The 26,547-nt window shown below is 69.4% G+C and carries 28 protein-coding genes; 17 read left to right on the forward strand and 11 right to left on the reverse strand.

Annotation, left to right across the window (positions count from 1 at the left end):
• Positions 1-65 precede the first annotated feature (65 nt).
• The gene (locus HH310_RS43150) at positions 66-245 is read right to left on the reverse strand and encodes a hypothetical protein (RefSeq protein WP_211192127.1); all 180 of its coding nucleotides are present in this window, start codon (positions 243-245) and stop codon (positions 66-68) included.
• Between the two features lie 47 nt (positions 246-292).
• Here HH310_RS43150 and HH310_RS14380 point away from each other — a divergent pair, with 47 nt between their 5' ends.
• Positions 293-2,365, forward strand: coding sequence for a glycoside hydrolase family 36 protein (locus tag HH310_RS14380; RefSeq protein WP_169176015.1), 2,073 nt, complete (start codon positions 293-295; stop codon positions 2,363-2,365).
• A gap of 60 nt (positions 2,366-2,425) precedes the next feature.
• Here the strand turns inward: HH310_RS14380 and HH310_RS14385 are convergent, their stop codons facing one another.
• From HH310_RS14385 to HH310_RS14400, 4 genes are read right to left on the reverse strand one after another with little or no spacing between them, the layout of a single operon-like run.
• Positions 2,426-3,259 carry an ABC transporter permease gene (locus HH310_RS14385; protein ID WP_169176016.1) on the reverse strand — a complete coding sequence of 278 codons (834 nt, stop codon included), beginning with the start codon at positions 3,257-3,259 and terminating at the stop codon, positions 2,426-2,428.
• Complete coding sequence (locus HH310_RS14390; protein ID WP_169176017.1) at positions 3,256-4,167, reverse strand: ABC transporter ATP-binding protein; 912 nt, start codon at positions 4,165-4,167, stop codon at positions 3,256-3,258. Before HH310_RS14390 ends, HH310_RS14385 begins: the two co-directional genes overlap by 4 nt.
• On the reverse strand, positions 4,164-5,273 hold the full coding sequence (locus HH310_RS14395) for a hypothetical protein (protein ID WP_169176018.1): 1,110 nt from the start codon (positions 5,271-5,273) through the stop codon (positions 4,164-4,166). The genes HH310_RS14390 and HH310_RS14395 overlap by 4 nt, the downstream gene beginning before the upstream one ends.
• 12 nt (positions 5,274-5,285) lie before the next feature.
• Complete coding sequence (locus HH310_RS14400; protein WP_211192128.1) at positions 5,286-5,531, reverse strand: hypothetical protein; 246 nt, start codon at positions 5,529-5,531, stop codon at positions 5,286-5,288.
• A 177-nt stretch (positions 5,532-5,708) separates the two neighbouring features.
• On the opposite strand from HH310_RS14400, the gene HH310_RS14405 reads away from it, so the two are divergent.
• The 8 genes from HH310_RS14405 (at position 5,709) to HH310_RS14440 (ending at position 12,808) form a co-directional block, all read left to right on the forward strand.
• Positions 5,709-6,872: a cytochrome P450 gene (locus HH310_RS14405; RefSeq protein WP_169176019.1), complete on the forward strand. Its 1,164-nt coding sequence runs from the start codon at positions 5,709-5,711 to the stop codon at positions 6,870-6,872.
• Entirely contained in the window at positions 6,869-7,792 is a 924-nt protein-coding gene (locus tag HH310_RS14410; RefSeq protein WP_169176020.1) for a GNAT family N-acetyltransferase, read from the forward strand. The genes HH310_RS14405 and HH310_RS14410 overlap by 4 nt, the downstream gene beginning before the upstream one ends.
• A gap of 264 nt (positions 7,793-8,056) precedes the next feature.
• Positions 8,057-8,605, forward strand: coding sequence for a DUF402 domain-containing protein (locus HH310_RS14415; protein WP_248293997.1), 549 nt, complete (start codon positions 8,057-8,059; stop codon positions 8,603-8,605).
• A complete protein-coding gene (locus HH310_RS14420; RefSeq protein WP_169176021.1) occupies positions 8,598-9,038 on the forward strand; it encodes a nuclear transport factor 2 family protein in 441 nt (146 codons plus the stop codon). Before HH310_RS14415 ends, HH310_RS14420 begins: the two co-directional genes overlap by 8 nt.
• Before the next feature lie 46 nt (positions 9,039-9,084).
• The gene (locus tag HH310_RS14425; RefSeq protein WP_211192129.1) at positions 9,085-10,248 is read left to right on the forward strand and encodes a TerB family tellurite resistance protein; all 1,164 of its coding nucleotides are present in this window, start codon (positions 9,085-9,087) and stop codon (positions 10,246-10,248) included.
• Positions 10,238-11,629, forward strand: a complete 1,392-nt coding sequence (locus tag HH310_RS14430; RefSeq protein ID WP_169176022.1) for a hypothetical protein — start codon at positions 10,238-10,240, stop codon at positions 11,627-11,629. The genes HH310_RS14425 and HH310_RS14430 overlap by 11 nt, the downstream gene beginning before the upstream one ends.
• Positions 11,619-12,014: a VOC family protein gene (locus tag HH310_RS14435; RefSeq protein ID WP_312034067.1), complete on the forward strand. Its 396-nt coding sequence runs from the start codon at positions 11,619-11,621 to the stop codon at positions 12,012-12,014. Before HH310_RS14430 ends, HH310_RS14435 begins: the two co-directional genes overlap by 11 nt.
• A gap of 32 nt (positions 12,015-12,046) precedes the next feature.
• On the forward strand, positions 12,047-12,808 hold the full coding sequence (locus HH310_RS14440; protein ID WP_211192130.1) for a PIG-L deacetylase family protein: 762 nt from the start codon (positions 12,047-12,049) through the stop codon (positions 12,806-12,808).
• A gap of 644 nt (positions 12,809-13,452) precedes the next feature.
• Here HH310_RS14440 and HH310_RS14445 read toward each other — a convergent pair.
• Positions 13,453-14,349, reverse strand: coding sequence for a S9 family peptidase (locus HH310_RS14445; RefSeq protein ID WP_169176024.1), 897 nt, complete (start codon positions 14,347-14,349; stop codon positions 13,453-13,455).
• Positions 14,350-14,468: 119 nt separating this feature from the next.
• Between HH310_RS14445 and HH310_RS14450 the strand changes: the two genes are divergently transcribed.
• Positions 14,469-15,101, forward strand: a complete 633-nt coding sequence (locus tag HH310_RS14450) for a TetR family transcriptional regulator (protein ID WP_169176025.1) — start codon at positions 14,469-14,471, stop codon at positions 15,099-15,101.
• Positions 15,102-15,109: 8 nt separating this feature from the next.
• Here the strand turns inward: HH310_RS14450 and HH310_RS14455 are convergent, their stop codons facing one another.
• The 3 genes from HH310_RS14455 to HH310_RS14465 form a co-directional block, all read right to left on the reverse strand.
• Complete coding sequence (locus HH310_RS14455) at positions 15,110-15,886, reverse strand: lipase (protein WP_312034068.1); 777 nt, start codon at positions 15,884-15,886, stop codon at positions 15,110-15,112.
• 7 nt (positions 15,887-15,893) lie between these two features.
• Positions 15,894-16,313, reverse strand: coding sequence for an OsmC family protein (locus tag HH310_RS14460; protein ID WP_169176026.1), 420 nt, complete (start codon positions 16,311-16,313; stop codon positions 15,894-15,896).
• 90 nt (positions 16,314-16,403) lie between these two features.
• A complete protein-coding gene (locus HH310_RS14465; RefSeq protein ID WP_169176027.1) occupies positions 16,404-17,228 on the reverse strand; it encodes a hypothetical protein in 825 nt (274 codons plus the stop codon).
• Between the two features lie 221 nt (positions 17,229-17,449).
• On the opposite strand from HH310_RS14465, the gene HH310_RS14470 reads away from it, so the two are divergent.
• Positions 17,450-19,396 carry a LysM peptidoglycan-binding domain-containing protein gene (locus tag HH310_RS14470; RefSeq protein WP_169176028.1) on the forward strand — a complete coding sequence of 649 codons (1,947 nt, stop codon included), beginning with the start codon at positions 17,450-17,452 and terminating at the stop codon, positions 19,394-19,396.
• 21 nt (positions 19,397-19,417) lie between these two features.
• Here the strand turns inward: HH310_RS14470 and HH310_RS14475 are convergent, their stop codons facing one another.
• Positions 19,418-20,143 (reverse strand): PIG-L deacetylase family protein, encoded by a 726-nt coding sequence (locus HH310_RS14475; protein WP_169176029.1) that lies wholly within the window; start codon positions 20,141-20,143, stop codon positions 19,418-19,420.
• Positions 20,144-20,175: 32 nt separating this feature from the next.
• Here HH310_RS14475 and HH310_RS43155 point away from each other — a divergent pair, with 32 nt between their 5' ends.
• Genes HH310_RS43155 through HH310_RS14490 form a run of 3 tightly spaced genes read left to right on the forward strand, consistent with a single transcriptional unit; the run spans position 20,176 to position 22,655 of the window.
• Complete coding sequence (locus tag HH310_RS43155) at positions 20,176-20,772, forward strand: hypothetical protein (protein ID WP_211192131.1); 597 nt, start codon at positions 20,176-20,178, stop codon at positions 20,770-20,772.
• Positions 20,773-20,820: 48 nt separating this feature from the next.
• Positions 20,821-21,372 (forward strand): PadR family transcriptional regulator, encoded by a 552-nt coding sequence (locus tag HH310_RS14485; protein WP_169176030.1) that lies wholly within the window; start codon positions 20,821-20,823, stop codon positions 21,370-21,372.
• Complete coding sequence (locus HH310_RS14490; RefSeq protein ID WP_169176031.1) at positions 21,369-22,655, forward strand: alpha/beta fold hydrolase; 1,287 nt, start codon at positions 21,369-21,371, stop codon at positions 22,653-22,655. The genes HH310_RS14485 and HH310_RS14490 overlap by 4 nt, the downstream gene beginning before the upstream one ends.
• A gap of 102 nt (positions 22,656-22,757) precedes the next feature.
• Here HH310_RS14490 and HH310_RS14495 read toward each other — a convergent pair whose 3' ends face one another.
• The gene (locus HH310_RS14495) at positions 22,758-24,122 is read right to left on the reverse strand and encodes an FAD-binding oxidoreductase (RefSeq protein WP_169176032.1); all 1,365 of its coding nucleotides are present in this window, start codon (positions 24,120-24,122) and stop codon (positions 22,758-22,760) included.
• A 120-nt stretch (positions 24,123-24,242) separates the two neighbouring features.
• Here HH310_RS14495 and HH310_RS43160 point away from each other — a divergent pair, with 120 nt between their 5' ends.
• Genes HH310_RS43160 through HH310_RS14515 form a run of 3 tightly spaced genes read left to right on the forward strand, consistent with a single transcriptional unit; the run spans position 24,243 to position 26,357 of the window.
• The gene (locus HH310_RS43160) at positions 24,243-25,280 is read left to right on the forward strand and encodes a DUF4863 family protein (RefSeq protein WP_211192132.1); all 1,038 of its coding nucleotides are present in this window, start codon (positions 24,243-24,245) and stop codon (positions 25,278-25,280) included.
• Between the two features lie 55 nt (positions 25,281-25,335).
• Positions 25,336-25,791 (forward strand): SRPBCC family protein, encoded by a 456-nt coding sequence (locus HH310_RS14510; protein WP_169176033.1) that lies wholly within the window; start codon positions 25,336-25,338, stop codon positions 25,789-25,791.
• Positions 25,788-26,357, forward strand: coding sequence for a DsbA family protein (locus tag HH310_RS14515; RefSeq protein WP_169176034.1), 570 nt, complete (start codon positions 25,788-25,790; stop codon positions 26,355-26,357). The genes HH310_RS14510 and HH310_RS14515 overlap by 4 nt, the downstream gene beginning before the upstream one ends.
• Positions 26,358-26,547: the final 190 nt, after the last annotated feature.

Consider the following 26,547-nt stretch of genomic DNA (forward strand, 5'->3'; position numbering starts at 1 on the left):
CTCGTCCATGCCGCAGGCGCGATCGGGCGACCCCGAAAGGACCTCGCAACCGGGTCGGCCGCCGATCACTGCCCGTTGGTGATGGAGGCCCGGAAGCGGTAGCGGTCGCCTCGGTAGACCTGGGTGGTCAGCTCGATCGGGCGGCCCGGCTGGTTGAAGGTCAGGGTGGTCGCCACGGCGCGCCTGTTCACCCCACGGGCGGCGAGAAGAAGCCCCTCCCCCGGGTCGACGGTTGGTATCTCCATTGGTCTGAACGTGATCCTCGCATCGAACCAGCCCGAAGGGATCCGACATGTCTGACATGAAACGGCGTACCGTGTTAAAGCTGGCACTGGGGGGAGCCGGCGCGGCCGCATTCCCCGCCGCGGCTGTGGGATTGGGCGCCACATCCGCCTCCGCCGCCGATCGTGGCACCGATGTCGTGGGCGTCGGCGACCACTCCATCACCGTGGAGTTCGACGACCGGTTGCACACCCGGGTCGCCCTGAAGAACGTCAAGGTCACCCGCTTCGACCCCAGCGAGGCACTGCTGACCGGCGGAGCGGCGATCGACACGTTCGCGTACCGCGGGCACGAGACGCACCGGATCAGCCACCCCCGGCACGGCGCGGGCGTCCAGGTGGTCGTCCGGGGTGACTCCGCGAGCGGCGTACGCAAAATCGTTGAGCTCACCTCGTACCAGCGGCTGGCCGGGATGCTCGTGATGAGCGTGTCCTATGCGAACTTGTCCGGTGCGGATCTGAAGGTCGTCGGCTGGCGGAACGGGGCGCACGAGCTCCTCGAGAAGCCCGCCGGCTTCTACACGTTCTCCGGCACCACCCATGAGGACCGTCGCGACTGGGTGCAACCGATGGCGGCCGACTTCGTCCAGAAGAACTCGCTGGGGATGGACGCCTCCGACTACGGCGGTGGCACACCGATGGCTTCGGTCTGGCGGCCGGACGCGGGCCTGTCCGTCGGGCACGTCGAACCGGTGGCGACGATTCTGCGCCTGCCGGTCCGCAGGACGGCCGGTGGCGCGAGCATCGCTGTCGAGGGCGACACACCCCGCACCCTTTCGCCGGGCCAGAAGCTGACCACCGCCACCACGTTCCTGACGGCCCTGCCGGGTGACCATTTCGTTGCCCTGCAGCGCTATCGCGACTTCATGTCCGACGTCGGCCTGCGGGCGTCCAAGGCGCCGGCTCCGGCGTTCGAACCGATCTGGTGTGCCTGGGGCTACGAGCGGGACTTCACCGTCGAGCAGGTCGTCGCCACGCTGCCCAAGGTGCGCGAGATCGGTCTCAAGTGGGCCGGGCTCGACGACGGCTGGCAGACCAACGAGGGCGACTGGGACCTCAACCCGGCAAAGTTCCCCCGCGGCGAAGCCGACATGAAGGCCTTCACGAAGCAGATCAAGGACGCGGGTCTGCGGCCGCGGCTGTGGTGGGCTCCGCTGGCGGCGGACCCGGACAGCAACCTGTTCCGGACGCGCCCCGACATGCTCCTGCTGGACCGCGACGGCAACAAGCAGGAAGTGACGTGGTGGGACGCCTGGACACTGTGCCCGGCGTACCGGCCCACGGTGGACTACTTCGTCGGGCTGGCCAGGAGATTCGTCCGGGACTGGGGCTACGAGGGGCTGAAGATCGACGGGCAGCACCTCAACGCGGTGGCACCTTGCTACAACCCGGCCCACCGGCACGCCCGCCCCGAGGAGTCGACCGAGGGCCTGGCCCGGTTCTGGCAGGCGGTGCACGACGCCGTCCACGAGGTGAACCCCGCCGCGGTTGTCGAGCTCTGTCCCTGCGGCACGGTCTTCGCGTTCCACAACCTGCCGTACGTCGACCAGTACCCGGCCTCGGACCCCGAGTCGTCGTACCAGGTGCGCAGCAAGGGCAAGACGATGAAGGCGCTGATGGGCCACGGGTCGAGTTACGCCGGCGACCACGTGGAGCTGAGCGACGGCGGCGACGACTTCGCATCCAGCTACGGCGTGGGAGCGGTCTTGTCCACCAAGTTCACCTACCCCGCGGGCCCGGACGAGGACACCGTGCTGACCCCCGCCAAGGATGCCCTCTGGCGCAAGTGGGTGGCCCTGTACCAGAAGAACATGCTGCCCGCCGGCGAGTACCGGGGCGAGCTGTACGACATCGGTTTCGACAAGCCCGAGACGCACGTCGTCACCAAGGACGGAACGTTGCACTACGCGTTCTACGCCGACCGGTGGGACGGGACGGTGGAGCTGCGTGGTCTGGACCGGCGCCGGTATCGCCTGACCGACCCCTTCAACGGCAGGTCCCTGGGCACGGTCGACGAGCGGCACAACACCGTGCGTTTGAGCTTCGAGAAGTTCCAGCTCATCGTGGCCGAGCCGACCCACTGACCGTTGGCGAGACGGCCGCCGGCTCCCGACCGGCGGCCCCTCCCCCACAATCCGGCCACGCTAGTTCGCGACGTCCTTGGTCAGGAAGTTTGCCCAGGCCGCGCCGAGCAGGACCACCAAGTAGACCAATTGGATGCCGGCTCCGCGCTCGATGTCGCGCCACAGCACCGGCTCGCGGAAGAAGTCGATCCAGGCCAGCCAGTACCGGGTGGGCAGGTACGGGCGGATCGCCGCGGCCGCGTCCAGCGTCACCAGCACCTGGCTGGTCACCAGCACGGCCAGCGCGCCCATCGCCGCGCCCAGCGCCGAGTCGGTCACGGTCGACAGGAACAGGGCGATGGCGGCGACGCCGAGCATCGACACCACGATGTACGCCACGGTGCCGAGCAGTCGCAGCACCAGTCCGGCCGGGCTGATCGTCACGCCGGACAGCGACGTCACGTCCGGCGGCAGCGTCACCCCGGCGGAACTCGTCGTCGCCCCGAACAGCGCCAGCCCGGTGATATATGACGTGACAAGCACCGCCCCGATCGCGAACAGCACGAAGACGATCAGGGACAGCAGCTTGGCGACCAATAACCGGGTGCGCCCGACCGGCCGGATCAGCAGGTACCGCAACGTCCCGGTCGCGGCCTCGCCGGCCACCGTGTCGCCGGCCAGCACCGCCACCGACACCGGCAGGAAAACCGGCAGCACCAGGGCCATCGCCGCCGCCGGGTAGAGCGCCCCGTTGCTCAGCACCGCCGACAGGAACGCGCCACCCTGGCCGGGCGGCGGCGGAATCTTCGTGGTGGCAAGGAAAATCGCGACGATCAGCGGCAGGCCACAGAGCAGACCAGCGATCACGTACGTCCGTGGGCGGCGAAAAAGCTTGGCCAGCTCGACCCGGATCATGCGCGCGCCTCCACCCGGTCGGAACTGCCCGTGGTCGCGTCCAGCACCACCTGTTCGAGGGTGCGCCGCTCCGGAACCATCGACGTGACAGTGACCCCGGCCTCGACCAGCGAAGTGTTCAGGGCGCCCGGATCCGCGTGCCGCACGGTGAGTAAATCCCCGTCCCGTCCCTCGACCCGGCCGTCGAGCAGGGCAACGGCCGCATCCGGCATGGGCGTTCCGACCACCACCCGACCGGTCGGCGTCCGCAGCAGGTCCAGCTGGTCCTGCACGACCAGCCGGCCGCGGTCCATCACGCCGACCCGGCTGCAGAACGCCTCGATCTCGGCGAGCAGGTGGCTGGAGAGGAAAACCGTGGTGCCGTCCGCGTTCAACGCGGTCAGCAGGTCGCGAACCTCGTGGATGCCGCGCGGATCCAGCCCGTTGGTGGGTTCGTCGAGGATCAGCAGGCGTGGCTTGCGCAGCAGAGCCCCGGCGAGGCCGAGCCGCTGCCGCATGCCGAGCGAGTACGCGCGTACCGGCCGGCGGTCGATCCCGGCCAGACCAACCCGTTCCAGCGCCTCGTCGACCCGGCGCCGGCGGTCCCGGCGCATCGATCCCGGTCCGGCCGCGTCGAACAGCGCGAGGTTCGTGCGGCCTGACATGTTCGGGTACGCGCCGGGGCCCTCCACCATCGCGCCGATCGACGGCAGCACCTCGCGGACCCGTTTGGGCACCGGCACGCCGAGCACCTCGATCTCGCCGCGGGTCGCGAACACCAGCCCGAGCAACATCCGGACCAGCGTGGTCTTGCCGGAGCCGTTGGGGCCGAGCAGGCCGTAACGGTCGCCTTCGCGTACCTCGAGATCAACGGCATCCACCGCTGTCGTACGCCCGTACCGCTTGGTCAGGTCTTTGGTTTTGATCATCGAACCACCAGGTCGGAGGCGACGCGTCGCAGCAGGGCCGGCTGGACCAGACCGGCGACCAGGGATGTGCGGCGGGCCGCGCGCGTGACCAGCACGTTCAGCAGCCCGGTCGAGATGATGGCCGCGTCACCGGTGTCCAGTCTCGTGCCGAATGTCGAGATCTGCTGGTACGCCTCCCGCCCGAAGCGCCCGGGCAGCGAGACGACGACAAACGAGCTCAACCCGTTCCCGTACGCGTCGGCAGCGGTCAGCCCCGGCACCAGATTCCGGCGCGGCACCCCGGCGATGGTGGCCGGCAGCGAATCCGGCCGGCGCTGGTTGATGGCGCTGAGGATGTCCGGGGCCTGGGTCTCGGTGAAGCCGATGCCCGCGCGCGGCGCCGGCGGGGTCAGCACGCTCGCGTCTGGCTCGCTGAAGTGGATCTCCAGGAAGCGGGTGGTGAAGACCGGCCGGGCGCCGCCGCGCGCGGTCAGCTCGGCCTGTAACGGCAAGCCGGTCTGCGGATCGGCCCAGATGTCGACGTGCGCGACCGTGGTGTCTGGTCCGGCCGGGACCAGCCGCAGACCGGCCGCTTCGACGCCCGCGATCCGCCGGCCGGCCAGCGCCTCGACGCGGTCGCCGGCCGAGGTGCTCAGCAGCCGGCGCACCAGCTCGGGTGGCGTGACGTCGGCCGCGCGCGGGAGGCGTACGGGCTGGTCGCCGACGATGCGGGTGAGCTGGGAATGGCCGTAGTCCCAGAGATATTGCGCCTGTGGGGTTTGATATATGTCATTTTCCGTGCCGGGGCCGAGCACGTCGACGCGCCAGCGATTGCGCGCCGCGTACCAGGTGCGCATCTCGGTGGTCGTGCTGAACAGGGCGGTCACCTGGGTGAGGTTCGGGATGGCGGGCAGGCCGAGCAGACCGGAGCTCTGCGCGTAGCCCTGATAGGCCTGCGTGCCGGACGCCGCCATCCGGGCCCGCAGCGTCTGCGGGTCGACCGCGGCGGCGCGGGCGGGCCAGACGTTGATCACGATGGGGATGGCCGCGAGCACGACCACCACGGTCGCGACCAGCAGCCATCGGCGCAGTCCCTGCGCGCTGACGACGGTACGGCCGGTACCCATAGATCCGCGAGGCTACCTCCGTTTCCTGGCAGCGGTGCTCGAAAGCGTTGCCTCCAACAGGGGTAACGCCCTGGTCACCTGCCCGGTTCGAATCAGCGCGTCCCACATCGGCTCGAACTTCTTCCACCCGCCCGGGTACGCCACGTGGCGCACGCGGTCCGCTGCCGGTTTACCTTGGGCGCCCGTCCAGATGTTGCGCCACCGGTAGAAGTCCCGATACGCGCGCCAATAGGCGTCTTCGAGCTGCTCAGGCGTCATGCCTCGCGGCTGAGATATCACATGTCGCGTGAAAAGGCATTCACGGGGTGCAGATTCGGTGCGTTGCCGGCTTCCCGCGAGAACCGCGCTCTGTGAAGCGGGGCACTCCGCTGAATTCGCGCGCGGCATGGACGTCTGGCGGGGCGGTAACGACGTTCATTAGGTAACGGGTGCGCTATGGACAAGCTGTTCGGGTTGCTCTACCGCAGCCCGGCCGACCCCCATCCCCTCCTGAAGCGGTTGCGCGCGGAACGCCCGGTCACCCCGATTCGCCTGCCGTCCGGCGAAACGGGGTGGCTGGTTACCCGCCACGACGACGTACGCCGATGTCTGGCCGACGATCGCCTTATCAAGGACGGGTCCACCAGCGTGACCGGTGACCGCTTTGCGGCCAGTGACGCCGACTGGCGGGCGACCGGGCGGCACCTACTCTCGCTGGACCCGCCGGAACACACCGGGCTTCGCCGCGTCGTGCAGGGCGCCTTCACCCGGCAACGGATCGAACGCCTGCGCGGTTTCGTGCGTGCGACAACGACGCGGCTGCTCGACGACCTCGCGACCGACGGCGAGCACGACTTCATCGCCGAGTTCGCGGTGCCGCTGCCGATCCAGGTGCTCTCCGAGCTGCTCGGGGTGCCCGCGAACGACCGGGGCGCGTTCCGGCAATGGACGCTGGCGCTGACCGGAGCCGCGTCCCCGGAAGGACGTGCGTCGGCGCGCAGCGACCTGCTGGCCTACATCCGGAAGTTGCTCGCCGCCAAAAGCGATGCACCGGGCCCGGATCTGATGTCGGCGCTACTGGTGAGCGAGAGCCTGAGCCGCGACGAACTCACCTCGATGGTGACGATGCTGCTGATCGCCGGCCACGACACCACCGTCAACCTGCTCGGCAACGGCATGCATCTGTTGCTCACCCATCCGGCGCAACGGGATCTGCTGATCGAGCAGCCCGAGCTGATGCCCCTCGCGGTCGACGAGATGCTGCGTTTCGACAGCCCCGCCCAGTCGGCCACGCATCGGCGCACGACCGCCGACATCACCCTCGGCGATCAGACCATTCCGGCCGGTACGACGGTGCTGCTGTCCCTGCTCTCCGCGAACCGCGACCTGCCCGGCGCGGACACGTTCGACGTCGAGGCGGCCACCCCGTCGCATCTGGCCTTCGGGCACGGCATCCACCACTGTCTCGGCGCGCCGCTCGCTCGCCTCGAGGCGGAGGTCGCCTTCGCCGCGTTGCTGCGGCGCTTCCCGCGCATGCGACTGCGCGACGACTTCCGGCCGGCGTGGCGGCTCAGTGCCCTCGTGCACGGGCTGGAAAGTTTGCCGGTGCGCACCGCATGAGCGACGTCGTGCTGCGGGACATGCGACCCGGTGAACTGGACGCCGTCGTGGAGTTGCTGGCCACCGCGAGCGCCTGGGACATCCGGCACCGGCTGCGTGTGCGGCTGACCGCGACCGAACCGGATGCGCTCAGCTATGTCGTCGTCGCCGCCCGGGACGGCGACATCGTGGGCGCCGGCAAAATCACCAATGAGCCCGCGTTCCCCGGAACCGCTTCGGTGGCGGTCGCCGCGGTGCTGCCGGGGGTCGGCGATCGGCTGATGGACCGGATCGTCGCGCGGCTGACGGAAATCCGGGGTGCGACGCGCGCGACCATGGCGTTGCGCGACGACGTCGCCGAAGGGCGCCGGTTGGCCGAGCGCTACGGGTTCACGCTGGCGAACCACGACATCGGACTGCGGCTGGCCCTGCCCGGGCCGGAATCGGCGTTGGCCACGAGTGCGCAAGCGGCCGCTGCTGAGGCTCGGGTGCTGGTTCGCGTCGCCGAGCCGGCCTCGGAGGAGGCCACCATCATGGCGGCCGTCGCCCGCGGTCTGGTCGGCCTGCTGGTCCCGTTCGGTGCGGACCAGAGCCTCGATCCGGCCGCGACACGCGCGCTGATCCCGCCGAACGCGGTCATTCTGCTGGCCTTCACACCGCTCGCCGTGTGCGGGGTGATGGTCGTGGCACCGCAGACCGGCAGCGACGAGTGGCACATCGAATTCACCGGCGTGGACCCCGATTTCCGCGGGCGAGGCGTGGCCACCGCGCTGAAAACCGAGGCGCATCTCGAAGCGTTCCGGGCCGGGGCGCGCGCGATCACGACGGTCAACGACGAGGCCAACACCGCGATCGTGCGCTTGAACCGCAAGCTCGGGATGACACCCGCGCCCGGCTACTGGGGGATGGTCCGGCCGCTCCAGGACGAGGCGTCCGATTGATGAACGTATGTATGCCGTCCCCCATCCGCGATCGTTCGCGATAGGGAGGCGCACACGATGACCGACGCGCCGCGGCTCGACCCCCGGCGAGGTCACCAGCTGCACAACCTCATCGGCGTGGCCCGCAAGCCGAACCGCCCGTGACGGCCATGCGTTTCCGGCCGGGTCAGCTCATCACGCGCCGGTACTTTCTCGGCGACCGGTGCACGTGGGTGAACCCGATGCGGGTTCATCCGCGACGATGACGCCGGGCTGCTGCTGTGGATGCCGGCCGGCAGCGAGTTCGCGGTCCTGCGCGACGCCGACGGACGGCGCCTGCACGACACCCCGCTGGACGAGATGCGGCGGCCGGGTCTGGTCCGCGATGTCTGGCACTCCAACGACATCCTGGTGCTGATGCCGCCCGATGCGGGGCATTCCGTGTGGTGGTTCTTCACGGAGGGCCACTTCGCCGGCTGGTATGTGAATTTGGAGAAGCCCTTCACGCGTACGGACGCAGGGGTTGATACCACCGATCTCGTCCTGGACGTCTGGGTGGAGCCGGACCGTTCGTGGCAGTGGAAGGCCGAGGACGAGATGGCCGCGCGCATCGGCCGGCCGCACTATTTCGACGGCGCGACCGCCGCCGGGATCCGTGCGGAGGGCGAGCGGCTCATCAAGCTCGCCGAAGCGGGCGCCTACCCGTTCGACGGCACGCATGTCGACTTCCGGCCCGACCCGGCCTGGACGCCGCTGACCCTCCCGTCACATTTCGCGGCGCTGTCTCGTCGAGGTGCAGAGACCTTGACGAGAAGGGAAAGCGACGATGAGTGATTTCCAGGCCATCGCCGACCGGGTGGAGATCGAGGCGCTGCGCGCCGAGTTCACGGACGCCGCGATGATGCGCGACCGGGCCCGGCTGGCCGCGCTGTTCACGCCGGACGGGGTGCTGCGGATGCCCAACATCCCGGCCGAGGCGACCGGTCCCGCGGAAATCCAGGCCAAGGGCGAGCAGCTGCAGGCGCAGTGGGACTTCTTCATCCAGAACACCCACCCGGGCGCGCTCGAACTCGACGGCGACACCGCGACGGGGCGCGCTTTCATGCACGAGGTGGCCCGCGCCTTGGACGGCCGCCAAGGTGTGAACTTCGCGGTTTACCACGACCGCTACCGCCGCACCGCGGACGGCTGGAAGTTCGCCGAGCGGGTTTATGAGGTGCGCTACCTGGACACCACCCCGCTGGCGGGCGCGGCCCCGCCGGCATAGCCATCGATCGTTTGTCTCCGGCTACCGATAGCCTGTCCCCAACGGCGTGAAGGGGATGGCGATGGACCCTCGTGAAGGTGGGCTGCGACGGCTGAAGGGCGTCGCCGACGCCGCCGGACGAAAGGTCGCCGACGGCACGAGTGCCGCGAGGCAACGTGTCGCCGACGCCGCCGGCGACGCCCAGGAGAGGGTGAAGCAGTCCGCCGAGCAAGTGCGGGCGAAGGTGTCGGCGCGGTCGTCGCGCAATCGAGACAGCCCCGCCGACCTGTCCGCGCTCGGCACCGATGCGAAGGTGCTCTATTGCCGAGTGCTGGTGAGCTTGGCGCTGGTCGACGGAGTTCTCGATCCCCGCGAGATCGCGAATCTGTACCTGTTCGCATCGACGATCGGTCTCGGCGCCGAAGCGCGATCAGAATTGCGCAACGAGATAACCGAGGCGCAGCTCGACGCCGGAGCCCCCGACGTCACGATGAAGCTGTCCCGGGAATTGCACGACCTGCTCGCGGAAGACCAACGCGAGCCGGTGTTCACGGTGTTGGTGCGCGATCTGGTGCGAATCTCGCGGGCCGACCGGCATGCAGCGGACGTCGAGCGCGAGCGGATCGTGCTGGTTGCCGGACTCGTGTTCCCCGACTCGGCCGACAAGGTCGTACAGGCGACCGAACGGCTGGTGATTACCGAGGAGGGTTTCGCCTCCGGGCAGATCACTACCAGCCAGCTGGAGAGCGCTACCAAGGACATTGCCGCCAAGGCGGCCGCGTTCGGCGCCCCGGTCGCCGCGGTCAGTCTTGCCGGTAGCGTCTCCGGCCTCGGCGGGGCGGGAATCACCTCTGGTCTGGCCGCCCTGGGGTTCGGTGGCCTGCTGGGCCTGAGCGCGATGGTCACCGGGATCGGCACGGTCGTCATTCTCGGGGTCGCGGTCCATCAGGGCACGCGTTATGTGCTGGCCACCAATGAGCGTGAACGCGAGAAGCGGCGCGAACATCTGATTCAGCAGGTCATCAAGAATCACCAACAGGCGATGGCCGAGCTCACCGACGACATCGCGCGGCTCGCTCATCGGATGGAGGCCTGCCTTGGTCAGACCACGAGGAACGAAGAACGAATCGCCACGCTCCGGGCCGAGCTGGACGCCTTTCAGCTGGCCCTGATGAATCTGCAGACCAGTCAGGAGGCCTTCGAACGGCGGGAGCCACTCAGTGTCGGGTGACCAGCTTTCGGACGTTGCCGCGGTGGTGGCTTATCAGGCCGTCACGCTGACCGAACTGCGGGGCTTGTTCGACCACGTGGAATTCGACCTCCAGGATGTCCTCGAACGCGAACTACGCGTCAGCGACACCCTGGGCTCGCTCGAATCCGACCTCGACGCGATGCGAGCCGGACTCCGCGCGATGGGCGTCTCCTTACCGGCCCAGGAGACCCAGTCGAGCACAACAGAATCGAACTTCTCCCGCTACGCCGTGCCCGTCGTCCCGGCTGGCGAAGACTTCGATCAGCTCGTCAGGCTCGCCGAAGCCAGGTTGGACCGGCTGGGCATCGATCTGACCCGGGACCCGCTCCAGCAGGTTCTTCCCGGCGGCCAGATAGCTCGCAGCCTGCGCGGCTACGCCGACGAGCATGGCGACGTGCGCTGGGACAAGACGGACTGGACGGTCGTCCTCGTCGCCGGACTCCTCGCCACCCTCCTCGACGTCATCCTGGTCCGCATCCCGCGCGATTCCACGTTCCTGGGCACGAAGTACGCCGGATCGCCGCTGACCAAGTGGCTCCAGGACCGGGACCGTGCCGGCGACATTCACGCCCACTTCTTCAAGAGGTTCGAGAAGCTGGCCAAAGTGCCCTTTGACGCCTCCACCACCAAGGCCACCGGGGGCCTGGTCAGCGGCATGCGCCCGGCCGTTCATCGGCTGCAGGGCCTCGGCCACGATCCGGCAGCGGGCTTCCTCGTCGGCGTGGCGGATCTCATGCACGCCACCGGCACTTACATCGACAAGGCCGGGCAACTGGTCCAGGTCGCCACCGATGCCGCCCCGATCGACCTGATCAACGCCTTCATCACCCAGGTACGCCATCTGCTCTCGGACGTCTACACTCCGGCGGGCCTGCCGCCCCCGTTCTTCAGCCTGCTCCAGCTCGGCCAGGTCGATTCGCCGTTCGCGTTGGGCCCCTCCGGCGTCAAGGTGCCCTGGACCGACGTCTCCCGCTACATGTATACGCACGGATACGATCTGCGCCATTTCTTCACGATGGGCATCACTCCCGGCGTCGTGTCCGCGGTCATCCGCGGGTACTGGCTTCTCCAGAGCTATGCCACCGGCGGCACCGCGGAACAACGGAAGCGGGAGCACGCCAAGCTCACCTCCATGCTGCTGATGGGTCATACCATCGCCACGTCGGGCACGCTTCTGAAGACCGGACTGCTGTTCGGCATGAACCCGGCCGCCCTCAACTACAACCAGATCCTCGCCATGGCGCCCGCCACGATCGCCTGGTTCAAGGAAGCCATCGCCCGCGACCATCGCATCGATCAAGCGCTCGACAAGGAATGGAAACTGCTCCTCATCGAATCCGAGGCACATCGTGACCGCTGACGCCGAGGGTGAACGACGGAAGCGCCACGACTGGTGGGGTGTGGTCGTCGACTGTGCCGACGTCGAGCAGCTCGCCCACTTCTATGCCGAGCTGCGGGGATGGAGGATCGCGCACCTGGACGACAAGGACGGGTGCCTGGACGCCGGGGAAGGGGTGGCGTACCTCAACATCCAGTACAACAGCGATTACGTACGCCCGTCCTGGCCCGCCAAACGCGGGGAACAGCAGATGCAGCTGCACCTGGACTTCGAGGTCTCGGATCTTGCCGCCGAGACCGCCCGGGCCATCGCTCTCGGCGCGGCGCTCGCCGAATACCAGCCGCAGACCAACGTCCGGGTGCTGCTGGACCCGGCCGGCCACCCCTTCTGCCTATATACGAGCTGAGCAAACGCCCCGAACGCGCGAGGATGGCCGGCATGACACTTCCTGCTCTTCCCGAGGAGTCCTTTCAACGGGTGCTCTGCGTCGTCGCGCACCCTGACGACATGGAGTACGGCACGTCCGGGGCGGTCGCGCGCTGGACTGCGCGTGGCATCGAAGTGGGCTATCTGCTGCTCACGCGCGGCGAGGCCGGTATGCCGAACCCTCCGGAGGAAACGGCACGCCTGCGCCTCGCCGAGCAGCAGGCCGCCTGCGCCGTCGTCGGCGTGGAGCAGCTGACCGTCCTCGAGCATCCGGACGGTGTGCTCGTCTACGGTCTCGACCTGCGCCGCGACATCTGCCGGGAGATCCGCCGGTTCAAGCCGGACGTCGTGCTCGGTTCCGGCTACCAGATCGAGACGCCGTTCGGCTTCGACCAGGCCGACCATCGCGCGGCCGGGTTGGCGACCCTCGACGCGGTGCGCGACGCGGGCAACCGGTGGGTCTTCCCGGAGCAGATCGACGACGACGGCCTGGAACCGCATTCGGTGCGCTGGCTCATCTTCCCCGCCCTCGCCGGCTCCGGCGCGACCCACGGCGTCGACGTCACGGGCGAGCCGCTGCGCCGCGGTGTCGCGTCACTCGAGGCGCACGCCGCGTATCTCGCCGCGCTCCCGGGCCACCCCGCCCCGAAGGACTTCATCCCGATGTTCACCGGGATGAGCGGGAAGGCCATGGGCGTGGAGCACGCGGTCCTGTTCCGCGCCCACGACCTGCAGACACCGCCCGACCTCTTTACCCACGCGGCGCAGGACTGACTCGCGCGAGCCCGGTCGTCAAGCCAGCTCGGTCATCGGCACCGGCCGCCGGGACACGGCGTCCCCTCGACCGTCCACGGCGGCGATCCAGCGAACGCTCGGTCGGAGAAGCCCGCATGGTGAGCTGGGCAGCAGACCTTGGAGAGTTGGGGCTCGTATGTGGTTATCCAGAATGTGTAACTGTTCAGCTGGTTCCGTCGGCCGGGGAGTCCCCGTGCGAGGCGACGCCGCCAGGCCCGGGCAGGTCCCAGCTCCCCACAATGGGCGCCCCACCCGGGTGTGGGCAGTAGCGACGGCGGGGAGGCTGTGGCTCCCCACACCGCGGCCAGCCCCACCCACGTGTGGGGAGTCGCGACGGCGGGGAGTGTGCGGTTCCCCACGCCGCGGCCAGTCCCACCCACGTGTGGGGAGTCGCGACGGCGGGGAGGCTGTGGCTCCCCACACCGCGGCGACCCACAGCAGGTGTGCGGACCTGTCACGGCCGGAACGTCCCAGCTCCCCACAGCGGCGGCCCTCACAGGTCCGCCACGGAAGGCCAACGCATCGGACGGTGAGCGGCGCGAGAACCAGCTGAACAGTTCCAGAATGTGGATGCGATGGCCACATTGCGGGACGGGACGCACGAGCCGTGCGGCTGCGGCTGCTTAGTGAGCGCCGCCATTGCGGTTGAAGAAGTCGACGATGACCTCGATGGCCTCGCGCTGCACGTCGTCCACCGCGGGCACCCCGTCCGGCCCGGACTCCGGGTAGATATAGCCGTGAATGTGGTGGCTCCACGACCGCCACTCCGCGTCGGACCGTTTCTCGGCCAGCAGCTCGTACGTCAGCCGGAAAATGCCCTGCAACTCGTCTTCCGCGCGGCCCAGCACCAGAATCGGGATGTCCACCCCGTCCAGGCGCTTCGAGACCTCAAGCGGATCGGCGATCCGCGACCTGGCGTGCCCGACCGTGCGCATTTCCAGGCTTTCGATGTCGCGCAGGCCGTCCAGCGTCGTCACCTTGGCATCGTCGTCGAGCCGCAACGTCAGGAACTCGTGCGACGCCGGTTCGGCCGCCACCCCGGCCCGCAGCAGTCCCTGGTATTGCGAGCACAGCTTGAACAGCATCTCCCCCGCGTGGCTGACACCCAGATGGAACAGACGATCGGCGTCAATGTCCGGGCGCTCGGCCACATGCCGCAGGACGGCCACTTCGTCCTCGTATTCGAGCGGCGCCCGGCTCATCAAACCCATTCCCTGCCGTACGTCCGTACGTAAAGCCCCGCCGGTTTGATAGCCGAGCTCGACCTCGGTTCGATAACGCGTCCAGGCGCACGCGTAACCGGCGTCGAGCAGCACGTCGGTGATGTGCCGGAATCGGTGCACCCGGTCGCGGAGCCAGGCCATTCCGCCGCCGCCGTTCCCGTACGCGATGAAAACGAACGGATGCGGGCCGGGAGCCGGAGGCAGCCGCAGCGCGTACGGCGTATAGAGGCCGTCCAACGTCTCGGCCAGAAGGTAGTGCGCGGGCGACGACGACCCGGCGAGCTCTTCGGTCAGCACCAGATGTACGCTAGATCACTCCGCAAACGATTGCAACGACGACAGCACCGGCAGCATGCGGCCGAAACGCGCAATCGATTGCACCGATTGCGAGTGAAACGTGTGCTTGAATCGGCCGTGTGACCAGGGCGCCGAGCACACCGGACCGGCTTGTCGAGGCCGTGGAGCGGCTTCTCGACGAGCGCGACGATCTCGACCCGTCACTACGCGAGATCACCAACGCGGCGGGAGCCAATGTCGCCGCGGTCAACTACCACTTCGGGTCCAAGGACGCGCTGGTCAACGCCGTCATCGAGCGGGCTCTCACGGCACACGCCCGGGAGCAGCGCGAGGCCTTGCGTTCGCTACAGGACGGCAGCAGCCTCGAGGAGGTGGTGCGGGCGTGGATCGGGCCTGCCGTCCTGGCCGGTGACGACGGTCGCGCGCCGCTGATCCCCCGGATCGCCGCCCGCGTGATCAGCGGCGGCTCCGCCGAGCTGCGCGACCTCAGCGCGCGGACGCACGCGGCCACCTACGAGGTGGTGTTCGCGATGCTGGCCGAGCGGCTGCCCGCGCTGAGCCATGAGGAACTCGTCTTCCGGATCAACCTGGCGTCCATCGCGGTGGCCAGCATGATCGTCGGCGCGTTCGACAAGACCTCGATCGCCGGGCAGCCGCCGGTCGGCAAGGACGACAAGACCCTGGAGCGCTCGGTCGCGTTCATCGTCGGCGCGCTCAGCGCACCGGGAGCCGGCACGCTCCGCGCACCATAAAGGCACGCTCAACCCGCCGGGCACCCGGTAGGTGCGACCAGCGGCCCCACCCCCAACGCCCCCATCACCAACGCCGTGACCTGCGGATTCGTCGGCAGCTCACCATGCGACACCCGCACGGCCGGGCACACCCCTTGGATCGGCACGTTCACCGCCCCGTCCAGCCGGGCCGAGTCGGGCGGATCGACCGTCTCGTCGTTCTCGGTCCAGATCGACATCCAGGGCAGGCCGGCCGGCAACGGCGCCTCGTCCAGGTCCTTGAGCAGCGAACTGCCCGGCGCCAGCTCCCGGCACGCCTCGGGGCACGCGTCCGGGGCCAGCGCGGCACCCAGCCCGGCGATCCGCGCCCCGTGCAGCGGCGACCCCAGCGTCACGATCCGGCGGGCCACCTCGGCACCCCCGAACCGGTCGACCCACAGCCGCGTCACCACCCCGCCCGCCGAGTATCCGACCACGTCGACCGAGGCGGACCCGTCGCGCACGGCGGAGCGTACGGCCTGATCGAGGGTGTCGGCCTGGGCCACCAGGTCACCGGTGCCGTCGCCGGGAAGGGTGAGCACCTCGGCGGTGCGACCGGCGGCCTGCAGACGGGCAGCGAGCTGGGTGAGCGCGACGCGGCTGCCGCCGTACCCGGGAACCAGCAGGATCGTGCCGGGTTGCGCCTGGTCGGGGCGTACGCCCGAATCGCCGTCGCCGCCGGACAGCCGGAGGCCGAGGACGACGAGCAGCACGACGACCACGACTCCGGCAGCGCTCAGGAGCAGTAACCGCCGTCGTGGGGACACCCGCCCATCATGCCGCGCAGGACCGGTCCGTGGCGTCGATCGTGAGCTCCACCGGGATGCCCTGCTTGAGCGTCCGGCTCACCGAGCATTGCCGGTCGACGGCGATCCGCATCGCCTTGAGCACCCGCGCCCGGGTCGCGTCGTCGAGGAAGGAGAGGTCGGCCTCCAGCGTGATCTCGACCTTGTCGTACTCGGTGACGCCGCCGGTGTGCTCGGTCGTGGCGACCACCCGGGCGTCCGCTCCGGCGCGGCGGGTGACCAGTTCCTCGACCGTCACCGCGACACACGCCGCGGCCGCGAGGTGCATGAGCTCGCCGGGGCTGAAGGCGTCCGGCGCGCCGTCCCGGCCGACCCGCACCGTGGCGCCGCGCTCATTGCGGCCGGCGAACTCGTGCTCGCCGACCCGTTCGATCTCCAGCCTGCCCATGCGCAAGGAGAATACCCCGTACGGGGTGGTCCAGATGAGACGCGTCCAGCCGCCCCGCAACCGGGACGGCTGGACGCTGACTCGAAATTATTAAGGCTTCTTCTTCTGGACCGGTCCGCTCGGCTTGATCGGCAGCGTCTGGCCGTCGATCAGCTTCTGGCCGGCCTCGGCCTTGGCGACGGACGCGCTCACGTGCCAGATCTTGGCCAGCTTCTCGGCGTCGGCAGCCTGGTATCCGGCGAGCCAGAACGCTTCGAGCTTCTTGTTCTCCTTGGCCGCGGTCACGTTCGCCGGCTTCGGCGCGATCGGCAGCTTCTCATGGTTGATGATCTTCTTGCCCGCCGCGATCTTGGCGTCCGACGGGTCCTTGATCTTCCACAGCTTGGCGAACTGCTCCGCGTCCGTCCACACGTAGCCGGTGTTGAAGAACGCGTCGAGCGCCGCCGAGTCCGCCTCCACCTGCTTCGGGTCGACGGTCGGCTCGGTGTAGGGCAGCGGCTTGAACGGCAGGCCCTCGCCGGAGAGCAGCTTGCGCCCGGCGTCGGCCTTGATGACGCCGATGCTGTCGGTGGACTGCCAGGCCTTGGCCAGCGCCACCGCGTCCTCGTAGTGGTAGCCCCGGTCGAAGAACGCCTGCATCGCCACCTCGTCGCTCACCGGCGCGGCCGAGGTGGCCGGCGCCGCCGCCACGATCGAGTTACCGGCCGGAGCCGGGGTGGCGTTGTGGTTGCCCACCAGGGTGAACCCGGCGATGAGGCCGCCCGCGACGACCACTCCACCGGCGATCTGGATGCCGCGACGCCGCCACTTGTAGGAACGGGACAGCTCCTCGACCCGGGCGTAGACCGCGGCCGGGTCCGGCGTCTGGTCTTCGTGGGACTCGAACGTCTCGCTCAGACGCTCCTCGTTCTGCACGACGTCTCCTTGTTTGACGGGAAGGTTTCGTCCCCTAAGACGCGGCACCCACCCGATCTGTGCACCGCCGCTGTCGGGTAGTTGCCTGACCCGCCTGGGCGGAATGCCTATGGTGGCGGCAAGTGGATACCGGCCGGAGAGAGCCGCCGGTGAATTCGACAGCCATTTTCGCCGGCTGCGCGGCCCTTAAAGATCCTTTATTTGAGTAAGGGGGAGATGCCATGCCGCGCCTCGGTCATGGACGTGTAATCACCCAGAACGACATCGAGGACTCCCGGACCGAGCTCGCCGAGGCCGCGATTCGATCACCCGCCGCCTTCTCGATCGCCCGGCAGGTGGAGGCGCACAATTTCGATTTCCTGTTCCCCGAGTTACAGGAGGACGAGGCCAATCTTCTGCCGCAGCAGGGCAACATGCCCGAGCTGCTGAAGAACCTGGGCGCCAGCATGGTGGACGCCACCGAGGAGGACAGCCCGATCCCCGCGGCGTACACGTATTTCGGCCAGTTCGTCGATCACGACATCACCCTGGAGATCCAGCAGGGGCACGGCTCGGCCACGATGGATCAGCTGCTCGACCCGAACATGACGCCGCTGGGCGCCACCGAGATCCGTAACGCGCTCCTGAACGCGCGCACCCCCACGCTCGATCTGGACAACGTGTACGGGCTGCCGGCGCCGCACGATCCGCAAAACGGCGACAAGATGAAGCTGGGTTTCAACTCGCCCACGCAGAACGCCGGCGTGAAGCCGAACACGCTGCCGCCCGGCAAGACTCTCGACAACGACCTGCCGCGCGAGGGCCCGAACCCGGGCAACATCGAGCACGACCGCGCCGCCGTGATCGGCGACCCGCGCAACGACGAGAACACGATCATCTCGCAGCTCCAGGTCGCGTTCCTCAAGGCCCACAACGCCCTGGTCGACCAGGGTCTGCCGTTCGACATGGCCCGCCGCGCGCTGCGCCAGCACTACCAGCACGTCATCGTGTACGACTTCCTCAAGCGGGTCTGCGACCCGGCGATCGTCGACGACATCGCCGCGAACGGCAACAGCTGGTACGACCCGGCGTCGGAGCCGTTGTTCATGCCGCTGGAATTCTCGGTCGCCGGTTACCGGTTCGGTCACTCGATGGTGCGCGGCGCCTACAACTTCAACGACAATTTCAATTTCAGTGGCGAACAGGGGACGTTCCCCGCCTCGTTGGAGTTCCTTTTCACGTTCAGCGCGCTGAGCGGTCAGCTCGGCAATTTCGACACGCTCCCGCAGAACTGGATCATCCAGTGGGAGAACATCATCGGCGACTCCGGCACCAAGGCCCGGATGATCGACACCCGGCTCGCCGCGATCGGCGACAAGGCGCTGTTCGCGCTGAAGAGCCTGACCGGCCAGACCGAGCAGCCGCCCGACGCCGCCCGGCTCGCGGTGCGCAACCTGCTGCGCGGCTACCGGCTGCGGCTGCCCACCGGCCAGGCCGTGGCGCAGGCGCTCGGGCTTCCGGCGCTCAGCAAGGACGACATCCTGGCCGTGGCGGCCAACCCCGCGCAGCACAGCGCGATCGAGGCCGGCGGCTTCGAGACCCGCACGCCGCTGTGGTTCTACGTCCTGGCCGAGGCCAAGCGTAACGGCGAGGGCAAGCACCTCGGCCCGGTCGGCAGCACGCTGGTGGCCGAGGTCCTGATCGGGCTGGTGCGCCGCAGCGAGGACTCGATCCTGACCCAGCCCGGCTGGCAGCCGTACCTGCCGTCGGCTACCCCCGGCACGTTCGAGCTGGCCGACATCCTGCGGCTGGCCGGTGTGCTCGGTGGCGGGCGCGCGCCGGCGAACCCGATCAGCTACACGGTCCGCAGCGGCGACACGCTCAGCGGCATCGCGCAGGCCCAGCTCGGCGACGCGAATCGCTGGACGCAGATCTACGTGCTGAACCGCGCGATCATCCGGAACCCGAACCAGATCTCCGTCGGCCAGGTGTTCATCCTGCCGGTGAAGACGCCGGTCGGCACGATCCCGAAGGTGCACACGGTCCGCGCCGGCGACACGCTGTTCGACATCGCCGCCGCGAAGCTGGGCAACTCGAACCGCTGGCCGGACATCTGGATGGCCAACGTCACCCTCATCCCGAACCCGAACCGGCTGGTCACCGGTCAGGTCCTGGTGCTGCCCTTCTGAGGCCGATCGAGGTCTTCCGGCTCAGAGCAGGCCGAGCCGGAAGACCTCGAACCCGGTCGCGTACTTGACGCCCAAATTCGCGCCCACCTGCCGGCCGACGCTCTCCAGGAACTCGGCCGCCTCAAAACCCTGCAGACCCCTCAGGTACGCGGCGTGCGCCTCCAGCGACCGCACGCCCACGTCGAAGGTGGCCGTCGTGTCCACCGCGTGCCTCGAACGCGGGGAACCGGCCGCCCAGACCTGCTTGACCCCGCCCCACCTCTCCAGGCCCTCGTCGATCTGCTCGCGGAACACCCAGCGGTTACCGGCGTCGCGGGCGGCGTCGAGCGTGGCCCGGCCGACGTTGATGTGGTCGGCCATGTTCAGCGCGTTGCCGTCCGGGTCCCAGCTGTCCCGGAAGTTGTTGGTGATCACGATGTCCGGACGATGCTTGCGGATCAGCCGGCTCAGGTCGCGTCGCAGCGCCACCCCGTACTCGAGGACGCCGTCGGGCAGCCGCAGGAAGTCGACCTCGGAGACGCCGACGATGTCCGCGGACGCGCGCTGCTCCTCTTCGCGCAGCGGCCCGGCCTCGGCCGGGTCCATCCCGTCGATGCCCGCCTCGCCGCTGGTGACCAGCGCGTAGGCGACCTCCTTGCCCTGCGCGGTCCAGCGCGCGACGGCGGCCGCCGCACCGAACTCCATGTCGTCGGGGTGGGCCACGATGGCGAGGCCGCGCTGCCATGTCTCATCGACGTGCTCAACCATGTGCTCACCATAAACACACATGGAGGTCGGTCGTGAAGGGACAGATCGTCTATTCCCCGGCGGGGGACGAGATCGTACTGGCGGACATCGGGATCACCCAGCTGCTGGACAACGACGTCGTACGGGTCTGGGACGTCTCGCTGGAGCCCGGCGAGACCCATCCGTGGCATCTGCACCACAACCCGTACGTGGTGCTCAGCCTGCACGGCTCGGCGTGCCGGATGGACTGGCTGGACGGCAGCGAGCCGCGGTTCCTGAACGAGTACCACGGCGGCGCGGTCTACCGGCCGATCTCGCCGGTGCATCGGCTGACCAACATCGGCGAGCACTTCTACCAGAACCGCCTGGTCGAGTTGAAGGAGCTGGGTGAGCTGCGCGCCGAGCCGGCCGAGGTGGGTTCGGGTGCCCGCAGCACCCCCGGCGAACATCCGGGCCCGCGGCTCGCCGACGGCCGGCTTCCGGTCATCGAGCATTCCCACGTACGCGTGTGGATCGTCGACTCCGGCGGCGAGCTCGACCTCTCGGACCGTCCGCACGTGCTGGCCGGTCCGGAGACGGTCTTCCACCCCGGCGGCCCGCTGACCCTGCCGCGGCCGGGCGAGTGGTTCGTCGTCGAGCTGACGTACTGAACGTCACACCTCTGGCAGAGATATCTCTGCCAGAGGTATCGTCGGTTCATGCCCGACGACCTGACACCCACCGCGCGGACGATCCTCGGCTTCCTGGCGCTGCATCCGCGCAGTGGCTACGAGATCCGCGAGGCCGCCAAGCGGTCCGTGTCGTTCTTCTGGGGGCTCAGCGACGGCCAGCTCTATCCGCAGCTCAAGGTGCTCGCCGCGGCCGGTCTGATCGAGGCGGCCGGGGCGAGCGAGGGCCCGCGCGCCAAGCAGGTCTGGCAGCTCACCGAGTCCGGGCGTGCGGCGTTCCTGCAGTGGCTGCGCGAGCCGTCGGCGCCGCTGCAGACCCGCGACGAGAACCTCGTGAAGATCCTCTTCGCCGCCCAGCTCGACCCGGCCGAGGCGCTGCGGCTCGTCGCCGAGCGCCGGGCCAGCTTCCAGTGGTTCCTGGACCACCTGGACACGATCGTTCCCCGGTCGACGTGGACCGAGGCGGAGCGGTCGTCGTCCGGCCCGACCCCCGATCTCATCCGTGATTACGGCCTCGGCTTCGCCCGGTCGGCGCTCGCCTGGTGCGACAGCGTCGAGGCCACGCTCAGGAGTAAGTCATGATTCGCGTTCTGCTTGTGCTGTCCGGGTTCGTCTCGGTCGTCAACGGAGTGTTCGAGCTCGGTCCGGAGGCCCGGGGCGCGGTCCACGCGGTCGGCGTCGCGCTGATCGCCGTCGGCCTGGCCACCTGGTTTCTCGTGTGGCGGCTGGGCCGGCCGGTCGCCCACCCAGTCCGCGTGATGCTGGCCCTCACGGTCGCGATCGCCGCGGTGCGCGTCTGGCAGTACGAGCTGCTGCACACCCCGGCGATCCTGGCCGCGGTGATCCTGCCGCTCATCGTGTTACTGCGCGTGCGCAAGGCGAAGCCCCGGGCCGTCGCCGGCTTCACCGCCGTCGCCGTCACGATCGCGGCCCTGGCCGTGGTGACCGGCGCGGGCGCCGCGCTCGCTTTCTGGCCGTGCGATTTCCCGCCGCCCACCACGAGCGGCCTCAACCAGGATCAGGTCTCGGCCGAGCCGGCCGCCCGGCCCACCGGTTACCTCACCGCGACCGACGGCGCGAAACTGGCCTACTTCGCGGACGTGCCCACGGATCCGGTGGCGTCGCTGGTGTTCTACCACGGCTCCGGGGCGAACAGCTCGGCCGGATATCTCGGGCTGGGCCGCGAGCTCGCCGCCGGCTACCACGTCGCGACGTACCTGATTGACATGCGCGGTCACGGCGACTCCGACGGGCTGCGCGGGGACGCGCCGAATCAGCAGCAGATGTTCCGCGACACGCAGACCGCCGTCGATTTCGTGAAGCGGCAGCTTCCCCAGGTGCCCGAGTTCGCCGGCGGGCACTCGGCGGGCGCCGGGCTGGTCCTCAACAGCGCGAGCCGGATCGACGGCGAGGTGGCCGGATACGCCTTCCTGGCCCCGGATTTCGGCCTGCGGTCGGGCACCGAGCAGCAGGCCGACGCGTCCAACTTCGCGACCGTCTGCCAGCGGCCGCTCATCGCCGACGTGGTCACCAACGGGCTGGTCGACGCGCACAAGCCAGCTGTCGGTTTCGCGTACACCGCCGACCAGATCGGCCGGGACGGTCTCGTCGATCGGTACACGCCGACGATGGCGATCGCTCAGGACCCGTCGGACGCGGCGACGGTGCTCGGGCGTACCGGCAAGCCTGTCGGGGTTTGGATCGGCTCCGCCGATGAGGTCTTCAACCCCGCCAAAGTCCTTGCGTACGCCCGGAACGCGCCCGATGTCACGACGGCCGAGATCCCCGGGGCCGACCACCTCGGGGTCGTCGACAAAAGCGCGTCCGCCCTCGGCACGTGGCTGGACCGGCAGGCGCGGCACTAACCGGACCGCCGGTGGGGATTCACGCCGGGCCTGGCAGGCGCGAATCCCCACTCGACGGTGACGGACCGGGAGCCCCGGGGGAAGCTCCCGGTCCAGCTTCGGTCAGATCTGGTGGTTGGGCTTGAACACAGCGTTCGGGTCGAGCTGCGCCTTCAGCGACCGCAGCCGCTGCCAGGTCACGTCGTCGAAGCCGGAGCGCGTGTCCCCGGCGCCCTGGTGCAGGCCGAGATAGTGCTTGCCGCGCGAGACGCCCGCACCGACCTCGGACACGAACCGTTGCGTCTCGGCGGTCAGCGCGGCCTTGGTCTCGGGGTCGAACGCGACGCCGACGCCCAGCAGGTGGTACTGCCCGTCAAGCCACGAGGTGGCACCGCCGTCGGTGACCGGGCGGGCCAGCGCCCCGCCGAGGTGCCGCAGTTCGGCGGCGAGCAGCGTCGAGCCGGATCCGGGCCCGGCCAGCTCGAGCATCTTGTCCACTGCGGACTGCGGCAGCGAGTCGATGAGCTGCGCGACCGCGACGCCGCCCGGGACCGGCCCGTCCGGGTCCAGGTGGATCAGCGGCACCGCGGTGGCCGGCACCCGGCCCCACGTGTCCAGCTCGGGGCGGAGCTCGCGCAGCGGCGCCAGGATCCGCTCGGCCTGCGCGTCGTCGGCCAGGATCGCGCCGTCGACGATGACGAACTGGCGGCCCCTAAACGGCTCCGGGATCTCCGGCATCGGCGGGAACTGCGTGTGCCGGTACGCGCTGGTGACCGTCTCCGGCAGGTCGGCTGTCCACTCTCGCCACCGCGCCAGCACCTGCGGCGCCTCGGTGAGATCCCAGGCCAGCATTCCCGCGTACGCGTCGGCGAACGGCAACAGGTCGAACTCGATCGCCGTGACGACACCGAAGTTCCCGCCGCCGCCACGCACCGCCCAGAACAGGTCGCTCTCGTGCTCGGCGTCGGCCCGTACCAGGCTGCCGTCGGCCCGGACCAGTTCCACCGCGCGTACGTGGTTGACGGCCAGACCATACCGGCGGGCATACCAGGAGAGGCCGCCGTTGGTGAGGTATCCGACCACGCCCACGTCGCCCGCCGAGCCGTGCATGCCGGCCAGGTGGTGCGCGGCGGCGGCCTGCACGACGGGCAGCCACACGGCGCCCGCGCCGACGCGCGCGATCCGGGTGTCCGGACGGATCTCGATGTCGTCGAGCCGGGACATCCGTACCAGCACGCTGTCGCCGACGTCGCGCAACGGGTACGCGTTGTGCCCGGTGCCCACCGGCGTGACCGTCAGCCCGTTCTCGGCCGCGGCCCGCACGATCGAGCCGACCTCGTCGGCGTTCTGCGGGAAGGCGACCGCGGCGGCGAGTAGGTCGGTGCTGGCCGCCCAGACGGTACGGGCCTCGTCATACCCGTCGTCGCCGGGCAAATACACGGAAGCGGCAGCCTTGCGCAAGGCAGCCGCCGCGTTCTCGTTGCTCATCTTCGAGACTCTCTTGCCGTGATGGGTTGCCGCCCCACCCATGACCGACGGATGCGGCCTCGCTGTGTTCAGCGAAGTGACATAGGTCGCTGTTCGTGCGACGCAGTACATTGACTAACCGTGGTCGAGCAATCGCGCGGGGGGCGGCCCAGGGTTCCGGGGCTGGACGCCGCCATCATGAAGGCGACCCGGCGGCTGCTGGCCCAGCGCGGGTACGCCCAGGTCACCATCGCCGACGTCGCGACCGAGGCGGGGGTCACCCGGCCCACGATCTACCGGCGGTGGCCGGGCAAACTGCAACTCGTCTCGGACGCGCTCGAGTTCGGGCTGGCCGCCTCGCAGGCCGCGTTCGCGGAGGCGGAGACGTTCACCGAGCCGTTCGACCGGTTCCGGCAGGCGGTTCAGCACATCGATCCGTGCTTCGTGAACCCGGACGCGCTCGCTCTGCAGGGCAACTTCATGGGTGAAACGGACCGGACGCCCGAGCTCATGGACCTGCTGACGACCCACGCGGTCGAGCCGCGCGTCAGCATCCTCGAGAAGCTGCTCCGCGAACTCCAGGACGACGGCGTGATCCGCGCGGACGTCGACTGCCGCACGGTCACGACGCTGTGTTTCGGCAGCTTCTTCGGCGCCCATCTGCGCGGCGAGCGGGACCATCGCGCGCTGGACCATCGCACCGCTCTCCTGCGGCACAGCCTGACGGTGCTCGACGAGATCAAGGACCGTACTCCCGGCAAAGCGGTCGAGGAGTGGTTGAACAGGGCTTACGGACCCGGTTCGGCGACCTATTGGAACCTGGCCGCGGCGATCACCCGCGGGGTCGAGGACGGCTGGGCCGCCGACGAAGAGGTCGACGGGCCGCATTACCGCCGCAGCCTGATCCTGGAGCCGAGCGCGCAGACCCACTACTTCAGCCTCAACGCGGTCTACATCAACAGCCGCGCCGTCCTGCGTGGGCAGCGCCACATGCATCCGTACGGCGAGATCAACCTGATCGTCCCGATCTCGCCGCGCGCGCAGATCGCCGGGCCGCTCGGGTGGCGCGGCTGCGGCTGGACGGCGCCGGGGCCGGGCAGCGCGCACGCGGCCGAGGTGAAGGACGGCGCGCTGATCCTGCTGGTCTACCTGCCGGCCGGGCGGGTGTCGTACGGCTGAGGTCACCCGCGTCACATCCCGGATAACCAGCACGCACCAGGGAAAACGTCAACTTGTGAACGCACGGTTTCTGCGCTCGATGATCGCGCCGCCGCCCGCCACGCACCAGGTGGTGATCCACCGCCCGGTCGACGAGGTGTACGCGTTCTGCCGCGACCTGACCAACGTGGCCCGCTACGTGGGCGACGTCGACCGCGTCGAGCAGCTGTCGGACAAGGCCTATCGGTGGCACATCACCCCGTACGGACTGAGCATGACCGTCGTGGTGACCGGGGAGCAGCCGCCGCAACTCCTCCGGTATGCCACGCGCGGCCCGGTGCGCGGCGTCTGGGAATTCCACTTCATCTCCGACCGGCCGGGGCTCACGCTGGTCCGCGAGCAGCTGCAGATCCCGCTCGGCGGTCCCGGCCGGCTCGCGCTGGCGCTCGCCGGGAAGTTTCCGGATGCCGAGGTGCGCGACAACCTCGGCCGCATGAAGACATTGCTCGACCCCGCGAAGGAAACTGAGTGACCGCCGGCCCGATCGTGCACTGGTTCGATTTCATCTGCCCGTTCTGTTACATCGCCCAGGACCGCAACCGGATCCTGCGGTCGTCCGGCCACAAGCTGGTCGAGTTGCCGTTGCAGATCCATCCCGAGATCGGCCCGGGCGGTGCCGCGGCCCCTTCGCGCGATGGCGGGATGTATTCGTTCCTGGCCGAGCAGGCCCGGGAGGCCGGCCTGGAACTCGAGTGGTCGTCGAAAATCCCGTACTCGGCGAACGCCCTCGCCGCGGCCGAACTGGTCCGGACCACGGTTCCCGAGGCCCATCTCGCGTTCACGACAGCGGTGTTCGACGCGTACTTCGCGCACGGGCGGGACATCGAGGACCCCGCGGTGATTGCCGAATGCGGTTCGCGGGCGGGCCTGGACCCGTCGTTCGCGTATCCGTCCGCTCCGGACGCGGTGGCCGGCCTGCTGGCGTACGGCCTGGGCGAGGCCGAACGGCTGGGCGTCAACAGCACCCCGAGCTGGTTGGTCTACGGCCGGGTGGTCGGCGGGTTGTACCCGCGGGCGGCGTTCGCCGCACTGCCCTGACCGCATCGCGCCGGGGTGTGGGGAGCAGCAGCGCCCACATCGGCGCTGGTCCCCACAGCTGGCCCGCCCACGCCGCGGTGTGGGGAAGCACGACGCCCCCACCGCCGACACGCCCCACACCCCCGCCCACCCCACCGAGGCGTGGGAAAGCACGACGCCCCCACCGCCGACACGCCCCACACCCCCGCCC

The sequence above is a fragment of the Actinoplanes sp. TBRC 11911 genome, assembly GCF_012933445.1.
Lineage (GTDB): Bacteria > Actinomycetota > Actinomycetes > Mycobacteriales > Micromonosporaceae > Actinoplanes.